The sequence below is a fragment of the Roseateles chitinivorans genome, from assembly GCF_002761755.1.
Taxonomy (GTDB): domain Bacteria; phylum Pseudomonadota; class Gammaproteobacteria; order Burkholderiales; family Burkholderiaceae_C; genus Roseateles; species Roseateles chitinivorans.
In genome coordinates this window covers 1-15,403 of record NZ_PEOG01000099.1, presented here as the reverse complement: position 1 = coordinate 15,403, position 15,403 = coordinate 1, and the positions used below count along the sequence as shown (strand labels likewise).

Annotated in this window: 12 protein-coding genes and 1 pseudogene; 1 reads left to right on the top strand and 12 read right to left on the bottom strand. The window is 72.6% G+C overall.

Features of this window, described 5'->3' with window-relative positions; all coding sequences use genetic code 11:
* From CS062_RS23310 to CS062_RS23275, 8 genes and pseudogenes are all read right to left on the bottom strand, one after another.
* Positions 1–181: pseudogene (locus tag CS062_RS23310) on the bottom strand (alpha/beta hydrolase); the annotation flags it as partial.
* A complete protein-coding gene (locus CS062_RS23305) occupies positions 178–2,589 on the bottom strand; it encodes a penicillin acylase family protein (protein WP_099864097.1) in 2,412 nt (803 codons plus the stop codon). The gene CS062_RS23305 and the pseudogene CS062_RS23310, both read right to left, overlap by 4 nt.
* Complete coding sequence (locus CS062_RS23300; protein ID WP_099864095.1) at positions 2,586–3,188, bottom strand: response regulator; 603 nt, start codon at positions 3,186–3,188, stop codon at positions 2,586–2,588. The genes CS062_RS23305 and CS062_RS23300 overlap by 4 nt, the downstream gene beginning before the upstream one ends.
* Before the next feature lie 188 nt (positions 3,189–3,376).
* Positions 3,377–4,888, bottom strand: coding sequence for an ABC transporter substrate-binding protein (locus tag CS062_RS23295; protein ID WP_099864093.1), 1,512 nt, complete (start codon positions 4,886–4,888; stop codon positions 3,377–3,379).
* Positions 4,889–4,897: 9 nt separating this feature from the next.
* A complete protein-coding gene (locus CS062_RS23290; RefSeq protein WP_099864092.1) occupies positions 4,898–5,704 on the bottom strand; it encodes an ABC transporter ATP-binding protein in 807 nt (268 codons plus the stop codon).
* The gene (locus CS062_RS23285; protein WP_099864091.1) at positions 5,701–6,654 is read right to left on the bottom strand and encodes an ABC transporter ATP-binding protein; all 954 of its coding nucleotides are present in this window, start codon (positions 6,652–6,654) and stop codon (positions 5,701–5,703) included. The genes CS062_RS23290 and CS062_RS23285 overlap by 4 nt, the downstream gene beginning before the upstream one ends.
* The gene (locus CS062_RS23280) at positions 6,651–7,460 is read right to left on the bottom strand and encodes an ABC transporter permease (RefSeq protein ID WP_099864089.1); all 810 of its coding nucleotides are present in this window, start codon (positions 7,458–7,460) and stop codon (positions 6,651–6,653) included. Before CS062_RS23280 ends, CS062_RS23285 begins: the two co-directional genes overlap by 4 nt.
* The gene (locus CS062_RS23275) at positions 7,457–8,452 is read right to left on the bottom strand and encodes an ABC transporter permease (RefSeq protein ID WP_233218225.1); all 996 of its coding nucleotides are present in this window, start codon (positions 8,450–8,452) and stop codon (positions 7,457–7,459) included. Before CS062_RS23275 ends, CS062_RS23280 begins: the two co-directional genes overlap by 4 nt.
* Positions 8,453–8,761: 309 nt before the next feature.
* On the opposite strand from CS062_RS23275, the gene CS062_RS23270 reads away from it, so the two are divergent.
* Entirely contained in the window at positions 8,762–9,478 is a 717-nt protein-coding gene (locus tag CS062_RS23270; protein ID WP_099864088.1) for a cistern family PEP-CTERM protein, read from the top strand.
* A gap of 153 nt (positions 9,479–9,631) precedes the next feature.
* On the opposite strand, the gene CS062_RS23265 is transcribed toward CS062_RS23270, so the two are convergent.
* The 4 genes from CS062_RS23265 to CS062_RS23250 all read right to left on the bottom strand — a co-directional run bounded on the left by CS062_RS23265 (position 9,632) and on the right by CS062_RS23250 (position 15,200).
* The gene (locus CS062_RS23265; RefSeq protein WP_233218224.1) at positions 9,632–11,797 is read right to left on the bottom strand and encodes a S8 family serine peptidase; all 2,166 of its coding nucleotides are present in this window, start codon (positions 11,795–11,797) and stop codon (positions 9,632–9,634) included.
* A gap of 248 nt (positions 11,798–12,045) precedes the next feature.
* The gene (locus tag CS062_RS23260) at positions 12,046–13,407 is read right to left on the bottom strand and encodes an MATE family efflux transporter (protein WP_099864086.1); all 1,362 of its coding nucleotides are present in this window, start codon (positions 13,405–13,407) and stop codon (positions 12,046–12,048) included.
* 190 nt (positions 13,408–13,597) lie between these two features.
* Entirely contained in the window at positions 13,598–13,861 is a 264-nt protein-coding gene (locus CS062_RS23255; protein WP_099864085.1) for a hypothetical protein, read from the bottom strand.
* Between the two features lie 142 nt (positions 13,862–14,003).
* A complete protein-coding gene (locus CS062_RS23250) occupies positions 14,004–15,200 on the bottom strand; it encodes a phospholipase A (RefSeq protein ID WP_199174334.1) in 1,197 nt (398 codons plus the stop codon).
* Positions 15,201–15,403 lie beyond the last annotated feature (203 nt).

Sequence of the window (15,403 nt, the reverse complement as noted above, 5' to 3'; positions counted from 1 at the left end):
AGTACTGGTACCACCACGTGAACTCGTCGGCCGGAGACAGGGGCGTCAGCGCGGTGGTCCGATCCAGCACCAGGAAACCGCTCACCGACACCAGCGCCTGGCAGCGCTCGGGCCACAGCGCGGCCATCGCCAGCGACAGGACGACCGCCCGCGCGGCCCGTGCACTCGAGGCGGTCCTCATGGCTTGAGCACCAGCAGGCCGCTCGAATGGGCGCGCACATCGGCCTCGTCCAGCCATTCCCGGCGATAGCGTCCCTGCGCCAGCAGCGCGGCCTGGTCGGCGTAATGCGCGTCCGGCCAGACGCCGCTCTGCCCGACCGGATTGACGCCCAGCGCCTCCTGCGGCCGCGCGAAGTCGATCAGCCGGCGGGTCGACGGTCCGTAGACCACCGGCCACGGCCCGCTGCCGTTGCGCTGCGCGAAGTTGTTGGGCACCTCATGCCCGCCGGGCACCGGGAACGGGCCGATGTTGAAGATCCGGTCCAGCGGCTTCTGCCGGCCGAGCGGATGCTCATGCGTCAGCGTGTGCACCGCGTCCCAGCGCCAGGTCGCGCTGTCGGGGCCGAGCGTCGCCTGCAGGTGCGCGACCGCCGCCTTCCAGGCGCGGCGGACGATGTCGGTCTGGGTTTCGCGCTGCGGCGTCGAGCGGTCGTCCCACCAGGGCGACTCGGCATCCGCCATCAGCCGCGGCAGCGCGTGATCGAGCGCGCGGGTGCGGCGCAGGTTCTCGAACTGCGCCTCGCCGAGTTCGTCCTTGAGCGCCGCCCGCAGCAATTCGGCGGTGAACTGCTGGAACAGCACCGGCGCCACCGCGTCGGCCTTGTAGGCGCCGTTCCAGCGCACCAGCGCCTCCACCAGCGGCTGCTCCTCGACCGAGGCCGAGCCGCGCAGCAGCGGGATGATCGGCCGCAGCACGCGCGGGCCGTAGTCGGTCTGCACGTCCAGCTGCAGCGCCTGGCTGTTGTGGATGTCCCAGCGCTTGCCCTGGCTCAGCAGCCCGTCGAGTCGCCGTCCGCGCTCGGCCAGGTTGTAGTACCCCGGCACCGGCGTGTCGCCGGTCGGCTGGAAATTGGCCGACACGATGTAGCCGCGCGCCGGGTTCTCTTCCTGCGGGTTGGCCGAGAACGGCAGGAAGCCCGGCTTGTCGGCCTCGCCGGTCGAGCCGTCCAGCACGAAGGCCGGGTTCACGCCGGGCGGGCGCAGGGGCAGCTTCGCGGCCGCCCACCAGGCGATGTCGCCGCTGGCGTTCGCCCACACGATGTTCAGGCCCGGCGCGTGCACCAGGCTGGCCGCTTCGCGCGCGCGGTCCAGCGTGTCGGCGCGGCCGAGCCGGTAGAAGCCGTCGAGCACCGGGTTCTCGGTCTCCAGGAAGGCCCACCACATCGCGACCGGGCGCTCGCCACGGTCGCCCGGCAGCGCGTCGTTGACGATCGGTCCGTGCGGCGAGCGGCGCAGCGTCAGCACCTGGTCGGGCTGGCCCTTCACCTTGAGCGTCTCCTGCCGCGCGGTCATCGCGACCCAGCGCCCCTGGTACCAGACCTCGTTGGCATTGGCCGGGTTGACCTTCTCGGCGATCAGGTCGACGTCGTCGTTCTGGAACATCGTCAGGCTCCAGCCGAAACGCCGGTTGTGCCCCAGCAGCGCCATCGGGTTGAGCGCGAGGTGATGCCCGTAGAGCTCGAACTGCGGGGTGCGCAGGTGCGCCTCCCACCACACGGCCGGCGCCGAGTACGCAATGTGCGGATCGCCCGCCAGCAGCGGCTTGCCGCTGACGGTGCGGCTGCCCGACACGACCCAGGCATTGCTGCCCTCGAACTGCGGCAGCCCCGCCAGCGCCGCCGCCTGGTCGCCGACCGCGGCCAGCCGCGCCAGCATCGGCGCCACGTCGGGGAAGCGGCCAGGAGGCGCATTCAGCGCCTGCGGCTCCAGCACGCCGGACGGATGCCAGTCCAGATCGAAGATCCGCAGGTAATCGGGACCGAGCTGGTCCCGCACCGCGGTCAATGCCGGCTCGGTGCGGAAGGCCGCGGCGAAGCTGTAGGCCAGGTAGCCGGCGATGCTGTAGGTGTCGGCGGCGGTGAACGGACGCTTCGGGATGCCCAGGACCTCGAACTCCAGCGGCGCCGGTCGCGTCGCCTGGTACTGGTTGACGCCGTCCAGGTAGGCGTACAGCGCCCGGGTCGCGCCCGGCTGGGCGGTGATGGCCGCGCTCGCCGCGGCCAGTTCATCGGCGCGCTGGCGGATGCCGAGCGCACGGAACAGGCGGTCGGTGTCGACCAGCTTGGGGCCGAGGATCTCCGCCAGCTCGCCGCGCGCCAGCCGGCGCAGCATCTCCATCTGGAACAGCCGGTCCTGCGCATGCAGGTAGCCGAGCGCACGGTAGAGGTCGTCCTCGTTGCGCGCGTCGATGTGGGGCACGCCCCACTCGTCGTAGCGGACCGTGACCGGCGCGCTCAGGCCGGACAGCTGCAGTTCGCCGTCGCGCTGCGGCAGCTTCTGGTGGACATGCCAGGCCGCAGCCGCGGCGCCCAGCGCCGCCAGCACGGCGACCGTGAGCGCGCCGCGCCTCAGCCAGCGACCCACGCTCATGAACGGACCGGTTGGCGCAGGTGGGACAGCGCCTCGACGCGCTTGATCAGCTCGCGGTCGTTCCAGGGCTTGTGGAACATGCCGTACAGCCCCTGCACCTGGTGCAGCCGGGCGTGCAGCTCCTCGTGGCCGCTGATGGCGATGATCGGCAGGTCCTCGGTCGCCATCGCGCCCTGCACCGCCTTGATCAGCTCGAAGCCGTCCATGTTGGGCATCTCGAGGTCGGTGATCAGCACGCCGAAGCGGGTCTGGCCGAGCAGCTCCATCGCCTCCACGCCGTCGCGCGCGGCGACCACTTCGTGGCCGGCTTCGCTGAACAGCTTCAGCAGCTTGGCGCGCACGACCGCCGAGTCGTCGACCACCAGCAGCGGCAGGCGCTCGGGCGAGACGGTCGGGGCGGCAACGGCGGGCGCGGCGGGCGCCGAGCTGGCGCGGGCGGCGGGTCCGGGAGGCAGGGGACGGGGCGACGGCGGCGGAGCGCCCACGTCGCGGTAGTCGCCACGGCGCACCGTGATGATGATGATCACGATGGCCAGCGGGACCACGATCAGCAGCGGCAACAGGAACGGCTGCAGGGTCTCAGGCAATTCAAACGGCATGCGGCTCTCCGACTCCTCCCCAAACCGCGCACGCTACACCGGCCGCAAGACGGCCTGTAGAGGAAAAGCCCTCTCGGTGGACGGCCGGCGTGCGAGGTCCGACGAGCCGCCATCGCGCCCGACCGGCTGACGCGAGCGCGCGACAGCGCGCCGTGGCCGCGTCCCCGCATCAGGGGGCTTGCGCGGATTCAGCCCCAGCTCAGCGCCGACAGGTCGTTGGCGAACAGCGGCGTGCGGGTCCAGAGCCCCTTCAGCCCTGCCCGCGCCACCGTGATCCATTGGGGCTGGTACAGGAAGGCGGCGACCGCGTCCTCGGCGACCTGGCGCTGCGCCTGGCCGAAGAGCCGGGCCCGCTGGGCCGGATCGGCACTGCCCTGCATGCGCTCGTACAGCGCGTTGAAGGCCGGGCTGCGGTAGCCCCAGTAGTAGTCCGCCCGGGCGAAATTGCCGAAGTCGTACGGCTCCACATGGGCGATGACGGTCAGGTCGTAGGCCTTGCTGCCGTAGACGCTGGACAGCCACTGGGCCCACTCGATCTGCTCGATCCGGGCGGTGATGCCGACGGCCGCCAGCTGCGAGGCGATCAGCTCGCCCCCCTGGCGGGCGTACGGCACCGGCGGGAGCTTCAGCGACAGGGACAGTCCGGTCGCCTTGGCCTCGGCCAGCAGCGCCTTGGCGGCGGCCGGGTCGTAGGCGTTGATCGCGGTGCAGTCGACATAGCCCGGCGCGTCCGGCGTGACGAAGCTGCCGATCGGTACGCCGTAGCCGTCCGCGCTGGCCTGGATGACCGCCTTGCGGTCGATCGCCATCGCGATGGCGCGGCGCACGCGGACGTCGCCCAGCGGCGGGCGCTGGTGGTTGATGGCCAGGATGGTCTTGGCCCGCGACGAGGCGGTGATCACCTGGAAGCGCCGCGGCTGCGCCTTGAACTGGGTCAGCGCCCGGGCCGCGGCCACCCGCGGGAAAACGTCCACATCCCCCGCCAGCAGCGCGGCGACCTGCGCTGCCGGCTCGCCGATGAAGCGGAACTGCACGCGCGGGATCCGGATCGACGCCGCCTCGCGGAAGCCGGACCAGGCGGCGACGGTGAGGCTGGCGCCGCGCTGCCACTGGGCGACGCGGTAGGGCCCGGTGCCCACCGGGTTCTGCGCGTTGCCGGCGGCGCTCCTGGGCTCGACGATCACCGCCGTCGCCTGCGCCAGCAGCGCCGGCAGGTCGGGCTCCGGCCGCTTGAGCGTCAGCACCGCGGTCAGCGGGTCCGGCGTCGCGATCGCGGCGATGTTCTCGAAGACGCGCCGGTCCTTGTTGAGGCTGTTCGGCGCGGCCGCGCGCTCGAAGCTGAATTTCACCGCTCGGGCGTCGAAGGGCTCGCCGTTGTGGAAGCGCACGTCCGGGCGCAGCGCGAAGGTCCAGGTCTTCTGGTCCGCCGACGCGCTCCAGCGCAGCGCCAGCAGCGGCCCGGCCGAGCCGTCCTCGGCCACCTTGGTCAGCGGCTCCAGGACGTTGTAGAGCACGATCTCGCCGATCGCGGCCGCGGCGCCGGCGGTCGGGTCCAGGCCCGGCGGCTCGAGGGTCATGCCCAGCACCAGCGGCCGCCCGCCCGGCGCCTGCGCCAGGACCGGCAGCGCGGCGCCGAGGCTGGCGCCGACGGCGCCGATCGAGAGCAGGTGGAAGCGGCGGCGGTCCAGGGAGGTGTCCATGGCCGCGGATCATGCCAAAGCGGCCAGCAGGTCCCGGGTGTAGGGATGACGCGGTTCGCCCAGCACGCGGGAGGCCGGTCCCTGCTCGACGGCTTCGCCGCCGCGCAGCACCAGGGCGTGGTCGCACAGCACCTCGACCGCCGCCAGGTCGTGGCTGACGATGACCAGGCTGATGCCGTCGCGCCGCTGCAGCTCGCGCAGCAGCGCCAGGATCTGCGCCTGCACCGAGACATCCAGCGCGGACAGCGGCTCGTCCGCCACGATCAGCCGGGGGCGCGTCGCCAGCGCCCGGGCGATCGCCAGGCGCTGGCGCTGGCCGCCGGAGAACTGGTGCGGGAAGCGCAGCGCCGCGTCAGGCTCGAGGCCGACTTCGGCCAGGACCTCCAGCAGTCGCGCCTGACGCTGCGCGTCGGTCATCGGCAGCGCGGCGAGCGGCTCCACCACGCTGCGACCGACGCGCCAGCGTGGATCGAGCGAGCCGTAGGGATCCTGGAACACCATCTGCACCCCCGGCCGCAGCGCGCGACGCGCAGGCGCCGGCATCGCGTTCACGTCCTGGCCGGACCAGCGCACCCGGCCGTGACGCGGCCGCTCCAGGGCCATGACCAGGCGGGCCAGCGTGCTCTTGCCGGCGCCGGACTCGCCGATGATGCCGAGCGACTCGCCCTCCGGCAGCGCGAACGAGATGTCCTTCAGCACCGTGCGACCGCCGTAGCGCTGGCCCAGGCCTTCGACCTCGAGCAGCGCGGGCGCGTCCGCGGAGGACGGCCACGGCGACGGCGACGGCACCGAGGCCCGGTCGGTGATCGCGCTCATGGCGAGGCCTCCCAGCAGGCGAGCCGGCCATCGAAACCGGGCGGCTCGGCGGCGCACCGGGCGGTCGCCAGCGGGCAGCGCGGCGCGAACGGGCAGCCGTCGCCGAGCTGCGTCAGCGCCGGCACATTGCCCTTGAGCGGATGCAGCGGTTGATCGCGGCCGGCGCCCAGGCGCGGCCGGGCCGCCCACAGCGCCTGCGTGTAGGGATGGCGCGGATGCGCCAGCAGGTCCGCCGCGGCGCCCTGCTCCATCACCCGGCCGCCGTAGAGGATCAGCAGGCGGTCGACCCGGCGCGCGGTCAGCGCGAGGTCGTGCGAGATCAGCAGCAGCCCCATGCCGCGCTCGGCGACCAGCTCCCGCAGGAGTTCCAGCACCTGCACCCGCAGCCGCGCGTCCAGCGCCGTGGTCGGCTCGTCGGCGATCAGCAGTTCGGGTTCGGCGGCAAGCGCCATCGCGATCAGCGCCCGCTGGCGCTGGCCGCCGGAAAGCTGATGCGGATAGGCGCAGGCCTGCCGTTCCTCCAGCCCGACGCGGGCCAGCAGCGTCAGCGCGCGCTGGCGGGCGGTCGCGCGGTCCGGCGCGAGGCGGTGGAGCCGGATCGGCTCCATCACCTGCGCCAGCACGCGCTGCAACGGATTCAGCGCCGTCAGCGGTTCCTGGAACACCATCGCGACGCGGCGGCCGCGCAAGCCGCACCAGGCGTCCTCGTCCAGCGTGAGCAGGTCGCGTCCGTCGAGGGCGATGCGGCCGGTCGCCCGCGCGCCCTCCGGCAGCAGTCCCATCACGGCCAGCGCCGTCAGCGTCTTGCCGCTGCCGGATTCGCCGATCAGCGCCAGGCACTCGCCGCGGTCCAGCCTCAGGTCGATGCCGCGCAGCGCATGCAGCGTCGCGCCACCCCGGCCGGCCAGCCGCACCTGCAGGTCACGGACCTCGAGCAGCGGCGCGCTCATCGCGGCTGCTCCTTCGGATCGAGCCGGTCGCGCAGGCCGTCGCCGAGCAGGTTCAGGCCCAGCACCGCCAGGGTGATCGCGATGCCGGGGGCGAGCGCCAGCTGCGGCGCCTCGAACATCAGCGTCTGCGCCTCGGCCAGCAGCCGGCCCCAGCTGGCCTGCGGCGGCTGGGTGCCCAGGCCGAGGTAGGACAGGCCGGCCTCGGCCAGGATGGCCAGCGCGAAGCTGGTCGTGCCCTGCACGATCAGCAGCGGCAGCAGCTGCGGCAGCACATGGCGCAGCGTGATCGAGGCGCGGCCCTGACCGGCGACGCGGGCGGCCAGCACGAAGTCGCGCGCCCACCAGCTCTTGGCGCTGCCATTGACCAGCCGCGCGAAGGACGGCACCGCATGCAGGCCGATCGCCGCCATCGCCACCGTCATGCCGGGCCCCAGCGCCGCCGCCAGCAGGATTGCCAGCAGCAGCGCGGGAAAGGCGTAGCCGAGGTCGGCGGCGCGCAGGATCAGCGCCTCCACCGGGCCGGGCCGCGCCGCCGCGACCAGCCCGAGGGCGGTGCCGGCGAGCAGCCCGATGCCGACGGCCACCAGCCCCACCAGCCAGGCACTGCGCGCCCCGGCCATCAGGCGGCTGAGGACGTCGCGGCCGAGCTGGTCGCAACCCAGCCAGTGCGCCGGGCTGGGCGGCGCCAGGCGACGGGCCATGTCGATCTGCTCGGGCGGCCAGGGCGTCCAGACCAGCGACAGCAGCGCCGCCAGCAGCAGGGCGGCGGTCAGCACCGCGCCCGCGAGGAAACCGGCGCGCCTCATGCCCCCTCCTCCGCCTCGGCCTCGGCCCGCGTGCGCAGCCGGGGATCGATCCAGCCGTGCAGCAGGTCGATCGTGAAATTCAGCAGCAGCACCAGCGCCGCCAGCCCCATGACGCCGTTGCGCACGACGATCAGGTCGCGGTTGGCGATCGCCTGCGCCATCAGGCGGCCCAGGCCGGGCAAGGTGAAGACGTTCTCGATGACGATCGTGCCGGCCAGCAGGTTGGCGAACTGCAACCCGCCCAGCGTCAGCAGCGGGATCGCGGCGTGGCGCAGGCCGTGCCGCCACAGCGCCGCGCGGCGCGACAGGCCCTTGGCGCGGGCGCTGCGCATGAAGTCCTCGCGGGCGATGTCCAGCAGCGCCGAGCGGGCGATGCGCGCGAGGATCGCCGCCTGCACCACCGCCAGCGCCGCCGCCGGCAGCAGCAGCGCGCGCAGGCCCGGCCAGAAGCCGCCGCCAAGGTCCTCGGTCCAGCCGGGAAAGCCCCCCGCGTCGACCCACTGCAGCTTCACCGCGAACAGCAGCACCAGCAGCATGCCCAGCCAGAAGCTGGGCACCGCCAGGCCCAGCTGGGTGAGCCCCATGACCAGGTGGTCGCCCGCGCGCCCCTGCTGGCTGGCCGCCCACCAGCCGGCGCCCAACGCCAGCACCACCGTCATCGACATCGCCAGCAGGGCCAGCGGCAGGGTCAGGGCCAGGCGGTCGAGGATCAGATCGGCGACCGGGGTGCCGTAGGCGTATGACAGGCCGAGGTCGCCCCGCAGCAGTCCGGCCAGCCAGCCGAGGTAACGGGACCAGGCCGGCTGGTCCAGCCCCAACTGGCGCGCGAGCGCCGCGACCGCTTCGGGCGGGGCCTCGGGTCCCATGATCAGTTGGGCGGCGTTGCCGGGCAGCCATTCCAGCGCGCCGAAGATCAGCGCCGAAGCGGCCAGCAGCGTCAGCAGCAGCACCGCCAGGCGCTTGAGCAGGTAGTTCATCGCGGGCGGGATCATAGGCGCGAGCCTGCTGCCCAGCCCTCGCCGTGGCACGGCGCGGCGAAGGGGATGGAACGGAACGGGACCTGACGGGCGTGGCGGCGATGTTCGGCGTCCCGTGGCGGGCGGCGGGCGGCGGGCGGCGGGCGGCCGATACGGCAACCGGCGTGCCCGTCGCGTCGCATTTTTTTACAGTTCGGCGCACGGATTTATCAGTTGAACGGAAATATCACGGCGGATCAACGACTTGGCGAGGTGGCCCGGCTTATGCATAGGCAGGGCATGGGAGAACAACAGCCACGTGCATCGTCCGGAAAGGGATCGGTCATGAAGCCAACAAAGATCCATGGGCTCGCCGCCGCCGCGGCGCTCGCCCTGTGCAGCCAGGCGCAAGCCACGGCGGTGCTGTTCGACGGCATCAACGACACCACGACGCTGCTCTACACCAGCACCGTCGACGGCGCCACGCTGTCCGCCACGGTCAAGTTCACCTTGACCAGCTGGTCCGCCACCAGCGCCACCTTCGCGACCATCGTGACGAACAACTCCTTCGGGCCGGGACAGAACGCGCTGCTGTCGTTCGGCATCGACGTCGTCACGCCGGCGCTCAAGAGCGCCACCGCCGGGTCCGGGTGGTCGGCATCGGTCGACGACAACTTCCCGAGCTTCAAGAAGGTCGACCTGTGCGTCTGGTCGGGCAACAGCTGCTCCGGCGGCCCGGTGGGCGACGGTCTGGGCGAAGGGATGATGTCGTCCTTCAATCTCGTCCTCACGGCCGAGGCCGGCAACAACTTCATGCAGGGCATCACCTTCACCAGCCCCTACTCCGCGAAGTTCCAGAGCGTCGGCACGAACGAGGTGTCGGTGGAATTCGCCGGCTGCGTCGCCAGCCAGCCGGGCTGCGGCGAAGGCGGTGGCGGCGGTTCAGGCGGCAACAACGGCAACGTGCCGGAGCCCAATGCGCTGGCGTTGATCGCGGTCGCGGCGCTCGCCGCCGGCCTGTCGCGCCGGGTGCTGACCCGCCCGCTGCGTCGCACGTCCTGAGGCACCGCCTCAAGAGCAAGCCCGCTTCGGCGGGCTTTTTTTCGTCCCGGCCCGAACGATGGCAGGCCGGGCGTTGCCGCCCGGCCTGCCCCTCGGGGATCGACCCGGATCAGCGGCGAGGCACCCGCCTCGACGCCGCCCCGGGCGGGCCGCTCACTTGGTGAAGGAGGTCGTCGCCACCGCGGTATTGCCGGCGGCATCCCGCGCGACCGCCTGGATCGTGTGCGCGCCAGCCGCGGCCTTCTTCAGGTTCCAGGTGACGCTGAGGCTGGCGCCGGTGCCGCTGGCCACTTGCGCGCCATCGATGTAGAGGGTCTGCCGGATGCCGGCGTCGCCGGCGTTGTCGCTGGCGCGGGTCGAGATCGTCATGGTGTTGCCGGCGACCTTGGCATTGGCGGCCGGCGTCGCGATGGCGATCACCGGCGGCTGGGTGTCGACCAGCGCCGCGTTGGCGACCGTCAGCGTCACCGCGGCGCTGGTGCCGGCATTGCCGGCCGCGTCGACCGCGGTGGCAGTGACCGTCACCGCGCCATTGGCGATCCGGGTCGAGTCCCAGCTGAAGCCGTAAGGCGCGGAGGTGTCCGACGCGACGACGCTGCCATTGACCCGCAGGTCCACGCGGGCGATGCCCTGGTTGTCGGACGCGCCGACGTCAATCGCCACCAGGCCGTTGACCGTCGCGCCATTGAGCGGCGCGCTGACCGAGACGGCGGGCGGCTGGGTATCGGGCGCGGGAGCGGTCAGCACTGCCTGCATCGCCGCGCCGGCATTGATGCGGCCCCAGCCGAAATACGGATCGCGCCCGGCGGTGCCGAGGTCCACCGCGGTGGTGAAGAGCGCATTCTGGATCGCACTGCCGCTGAGCGTGGGCCGCGCCGACATCAGCAGCGCGACGGTGCCCGCCACGACCGGGCTGGCCAGCGAGGTGCCCCACCAGGCGCCGTAGCTGCCGCCGCGCTGGGTGGTCCAGATGTTCTGCCCGGGCGCAGCCAGCGCGACGAAGTTGCCGTAGCTGGACCAGCTGGTCTTGGCATCGGTCTCGTTGGTGGCGGAGACCGGGATCATGCTGGCCGTCGGCGTGATGCCCTCGTCGATGCCGTTGTTGCCCGCCGCGACGACGACCAGCCCGCCCTTGCTGCGCAGGTAGTCGGCCGAACTCTGCACCGAGGCACTGCCCGCCACGCCGCTGTAGCTGATGTTGGCCACCCGCGCGCCCTGGTCCGCCGCCCAGCTCAGCCCTTGCGCGACGGTGCTCCAGTAGGCGTAGGCATTGGGGTCGGCGATGCGCACCGGCATCAGTTGCGCCTGGCCGGCGACGGCGGCGACGCCGATGCCGTTGTTCAGGGCCGCGGCCGCCGCGCCGGCGACCGCCGTGCCGTGTCCGTGGACATCGTTGGTGTCGGCGTTGCCGTCATAGAAATTCCAGCCAGGGACCATGCGGCCGGCCAGGTCGGGATGGCTGGCATCGATGCCGGTGTCCAGGATCGCGATCTTGATGCCGCCGCCCTGCGCGGTGTCCCAGGCCTGCGGCGCGTTGATCCGCACCAGGTGCCACTCGCTGCCCATGTAGGGGTCGTTGGGCGTCATCGCGGGCGACACGCGCATGTCGAGCTCAGCCGTCTTGAGCTGCGGATGACGGGCCAGCGTCATCGCCACGGCGGTCTCCGAGGCATTGGGCGGCAGGTCGACGATCGCGACCTGGGTGCGGCCGATGCGGCGGGCCTTGCCGCCGTGCGGGCCGAGGATCTTGCCCAGTTCCTTGTCGTCCAGGCCGGCCCGCGTCTGCACCAGCAGCCGCTGGCGTGCCCAGCCGTTGGCCGTGCCGGCGGCGGGCGGTGGCAGCTCGAGTTCCGTCTGCGGCCCGCCGGGCCGGATGCGCAGCGCCTGCGCGAGGGCGTCGAAGGCATCGGGCTTGCGCCGGCTCAGGCGCGCCAGCACACGGCCGTCGACGGTCAGGGCGACGCAGGTGTCGCCTTCGCAGAACACCAGGGCGCTGGCCTCGTCGGTCGCCTTCCACGAGGACAGGTCGAGGCGGTCGCAGAGCAGGCTGCCGATCAACGCATGGCGGATCTCGTCGTCGTAGCGGTACTGGCCGTTGACGCCGGCGCGGCTGAGCATGACCAGGTCGTCGATGCGCAGCTGGTCGATGCGGCGGGCGAGCGCGTCGCGGACCGCGGGACTGAGGTCGGTGTAGCGCCCCAGGCCCTGCGACGGCGACAGCTCGTTGCGCAGCTGTTCCGGACGCGCGGGCGCGCAAGGCGGTGCCGAAGCCGGCGTGGCCGCCGCGGCGGCAAGGACGAAGGATGCAAGCACAGACATGGCGGTCCCCTCCGCCCCGAGCGGCGGTCCCCGGCCTGCGGAGCCGTCCCTGCGGAGCTTGTTGTCGTCCCCCTGACGGCGGCCGGCGCGTCTGCGCGCGCGCGGTCGGTGCTCTCGCAGCAAGGCGCGGGCCAGAACCGCAAGTGCCGACCGCGATTGAGGTTTTTCCGCCCCCCTGCCCGGGACGGGCGGCGAGTGTCAAATCCGCCGACAGTGCCGCCGACAGTGCCGCCGCCGTGCGGCCCGCCTCAATGCGCCTGCGCGGCCAGGCGCAGCCGGCGGTGCACCGCCCGCGCCTGCGGCACCCAGCCCAGCCGCGCCCAGCGGCGCCACATCAGCAGGCCCCGGATCCACTCGTCCGCGGTGTAGGCGATCCACAGACCGACCAGGCCCAGCCCGAACACCTCGCCCAGCAGCCAACTGCCGCCGGCCAGCACCAGCAGCATCGAGCCCGCGCCCACCATCACCGGATACCTCGCGTCGCCGGCGGCGCGCAGGGCATTGATGACCACGAGATTGAAGGTCCGCCCCGGCTCCAGGATCACCGTGATCCACATCAGCACGACCGCGCTGGCGAGGATGGCCTCGTCATGGGTGAACAGCGTCAGCAGCCACGGGGACGCCGCCGCCGCCGCGGCAGCGACCACCACGCTGATCGCCAGGCCTCGCGCCAGCGCGCGGCGCACCAGCCGGTGCGCCTCGTGCAGCTGGCCCGCGCCGATCAGGTGGCCGACGACGATCTCCGCCGCGAAGCCGGTCGCCAGGCCGGGCAGCAGCACGAAGTACATCAGCTGCGAGGTGTAGCTGTGCGCCGCCAGCGCCGACGCGCCCAGATGCCCGGCCACCGCGACGCTCACCATGTAGGCCAGGCGATAGGCGATGTTCTCGGCGGCGCCGGGCAGGCCGATGTGCAGCACCGCGGCGAGTTCCGCGCGCGGCAGGCGCCACCAGTCCGATGCCCGCGGGCGCAGGTCCAGGCGTTCACGCCACAGCCAGACATGCAGTCCCAGCCCGAAGGCACGGCTCATCGCCAGCGCCAGGGCGAAGCCAGGCAATCCCAGGCGCGGCATCAGCACCACCGACAGCAGCAGCTGCGCCACCTGCATCGCCACCAGCACCAGCAGCGTGTCGCGGCTGCGCAAGTGCGCCCGCATGACGCTGGCCATCGAGGCGTTCCAGGCGTCCAGCATCAGGGCCGGTGCCAGCGCCATCAGGAAGGGTTGCGACAGCGGCAGCACTTCCGCCGGCGCATTCATCAGGCGCAGCAGTGGACCGGCGAACAGCAGCGCCATCACCGCGGTGGAACCGCCCAGCCAGCTGCTGGCGCCGAGCGCCGCGCGCGCCGTCGCGTCCGCCACCGCGCGGCGGCCACTGCCCAGCGCTTGCGTGATGACCACGCTGATGCCGGCGCCGATGATGCGGAAGAGGATGAACAGCGTCGCCGCCAGCTGGTTGGCCAGCGCGAAGGCGGCTCCGGCGGGATCGGAGATCCGGGCCGCCATCATGGTGCCGATCACGCCGACGGCAATGCCCAGGCAGAGCTCGAGGAACAGGGGCCAGGCCAGCGAGAACAGGCGAGGCGACGGCGGCGTGTGCGAGGGGGACGACATGGTGCGGCGGCGGAGATCGGACGCGCGCCGCCGCTGACAGCGGTGGACACGAGCGCGGGATTCTCTCGTGGCGTCGCCAGGCCGGGGGCAGTAACCGCGATGAAACCGACAGGGCTGTCGACGCTGTCGTTTCGCCGCCACCGCCAGCGGTGGCGCAGGGCCGCCCAGGCCGGGGCGGCTGGGGAGAGGCTCAGGCCGTGGCGGAACCCGCGGGCGCGGCCACCGGGCACATCGGCAGGCCGCCGGCGAGGAAGGCGCCTCGCTCGGCATCCACCGCGGGGCGCAGCGAGACCAGTTCGGCGCGCTTGCCATAGAGCTCGTCGAGCTCCTCCAGCAACAGCGCGCGCACCGCCGCCTCCGCCGTGGGCGGCAGGGCGCGGACCCATTGGCGGTCGCGGCCGTCCAGGCGATAGAGCACCACCCAGATGACGCAGGTGTCGATGAAAGCGGACATGCGCGCAGCCTAGTCGAGCCGCCACGGGAAGGCGATGGGGGCGGCCCGGGCGGGGTGCGCCATATTCATCGAAACCGGGACCCGTGACGCGGCAGCGGCGTCCGGTCGTGACGGAAGTCCGGCCGGCGGCCGCTATCGCGGCCTACCGCCATTCGATGACGGACACCCCGAGCCCCACCCGCGATTCGCGGAAGTTGTAGTCGATCAGGCTCTCCCCGTAGCCGCTGAACAGCTGCAGGTAGCCGTGCAGGCCGCCACCGATCGGGAAGGCCCATTCCAGCTGCGCGGAGCCACGCGAGCGGTCGCCGAAGCGCAGGCTGTGCCGCGCCGTCAGCGCCAGCACATGACGCCCCAGTTTCTGCGTCACCAGCACCTCGCCGCGGCCGACATAGTCCTGGATGCGCGGGTTGTCGTCGCTGCCGCTGTTGAGGATCCGCCACCAGGGCCGCAGGCTGACGGTGGTCTCGCCGCGCTCCAGGCTGATCTCGCCGATCAGCCGGTTCCAGCTGCGCGACAGCGGCGCCGCCCGGCCGTTGGACTGGTGGTTCAGGCTCAGGCCGACCATGCTGGCTTTCCACCCGAAGGGCAGCGCCACGTCGGCACCGTGCGTCACGATCAGCTCCGGCTCGTAGTTGGTCTCGCGGAACGGCCGCGACACGCGCCCGTTGTAGACCTGCCAGCGCGAGCTCTGGGTGTAGGCGCCCCAGACCGACAGGCTGCCGTGGTCGTCGAGCGACCAGATCTTGGACTTGAGGCTGATCTGGAACTTGGCTTCGTTCTTGTCCAGGTCCAGCGCCTGGACCAGGCCGTTGTCCGGCGTTTCGGACGACGGCGCCGGCGAGCGGTTGGAGCGCGAGGTCCACGACACCGGCAGCAGGTAGACCGGCTTGTACGGACGCGGCAGGAAGCGCGGCAACTGGTCCCGGCAGGACAGCTCCCAGCGCTCCGACAAGGTCGAGCCCAGGTAGTTGCGGGCGTTGCCCGAGGCCTCCGGCAGCCGGGAGCACGGATCGTCCACCCGGGGGACGCTGGCCGCGGCCGCCACCGGCAGCGCCGCGGGAACCGGCACCGGCGGCGCCTGCGCGGCGGCGGACGGCGGCGCCGCATCGGGCGCGCGGCCATGCAGCCGGTCGTAGCAGGCCAGCCGGGCCTCGTTGTCGACGATGGCGGCGCATTCGGCAGGCGTCTTCGCGGTCGCGGCGGCCGTCAATGCCGGGGCCTGCGCCGGCAGCGCCGCGACCTGCGCGGCCGCGTCGTCCGACCAGGCAGCGATCAGTGCCGCCAGCACCGCCGTCGCCCACGTCATCGTCTTCGCCAGGCGCAGGCGCCATGCCCTCATCGACACCATCGTGCTTCCGTTCTTGTCCAGTCGAGGGGGCCAAGGTGCAAACGGCGTTCCCGGGCCAGGCGGCAGAACTTGCCGGACCGCTCCCTAGAATCGGCCGCCATGCAGCCGTCCACCGCCCCCGTTTCCCAGTCGACCATCACCGTGCCGGGCAAGTCCTGGCCCCGCTGGGCCGCGCTGGCCGCGCCGCTGCTGCT

Bases quoted from the DNA above. Each gene is read 5' to 3' on its own strand.
- CS062_RS23305 (WP_099864097.1), bottom strand. From the start codon at position 2,589: ATGAGCGTGGGTCGCTGGCTGAGGCGCGGCGCGCTCACGGTCGCCGTG.
- CS062_RS23280 (WP_099864089.1), bottom strand. From the start codon at position 7,460: ATGAGGCGCGCCGGTTTCCTCGCGGGCGCGGTGCTGACCGCCGCCCTG.
- CS062_RS23270 (WP_099864088.1), top strand. From the start codon at position 8,762: ATGAAGCCAACAAAGATCCATGGGCTCGCCGCCGCCGCGGCGCTCGCC.
- CS062_RS23265 (WP_233218224.1), bottom strand. From the start codon at position 11,797: ATGTCTGTGCTTGCATCCTTCGTCCTTGCCGCCGCGGCGGCCACGCCG.
- CS062_RS23285 (WP_099864091.1), bottom strand. From the start codon at position 6,654: ATGAGCGCGCCGCTGCTCGAGGTCCGTGACCTGCAGGTGCGGCTGGCC.
- CS062_RS23290 (WP_099864092.1), bottom strand. From the start codon at position 5,704: ATGAGCGCGATCACCGACCGGGCCTCGGTGCCGTCGCCGTCGCCGTGG.
- CS062_RS23250 (WP_199174334.1), bottom strand. From the start codon at position 15,200: ATGAGGGCATGGCGCCTGCGCCTGGCGAAGACGATGACGTGGGCGACG.
- CS062_RS23300 (WP_099864095.1), bottom strand. From the start codon at position 3,188: ATGCCGTTTGAATTGCCTGAGACCCTGCAGCCGTTCCTGTTGCCGCTG.
- CS062_RS23295 (WP_099864093.1), bottom strand. From the start codon at position 4,888: ATGGACACCTCCCTGGACCGCCGCCGCTTCCACCTGCTCTCGATCGGC.
- CS062_RS23255 (WP_099864085.1), bottom strand. From the start codon at position 13,861: ATGTCCGCTTTCATCGACACCTGCGTCATCTGGGTGGTGCTCTATCGC.
- CS062_RS23275 (WP_233218225.1), bottom strand. From the start codon at position 8,452: ATGATCCCGCCCGCGATGAACTACCTGCTCAAGCGCCTGGCGGTGCTG.
- CS062_RS23260 (WP_099864086.1), bottom strand. From the start codon at position 13,407: ATGTCGTCCCCCTCGCACACGCCGCCGTCGCCTCGCCTGTTCTCGCTG.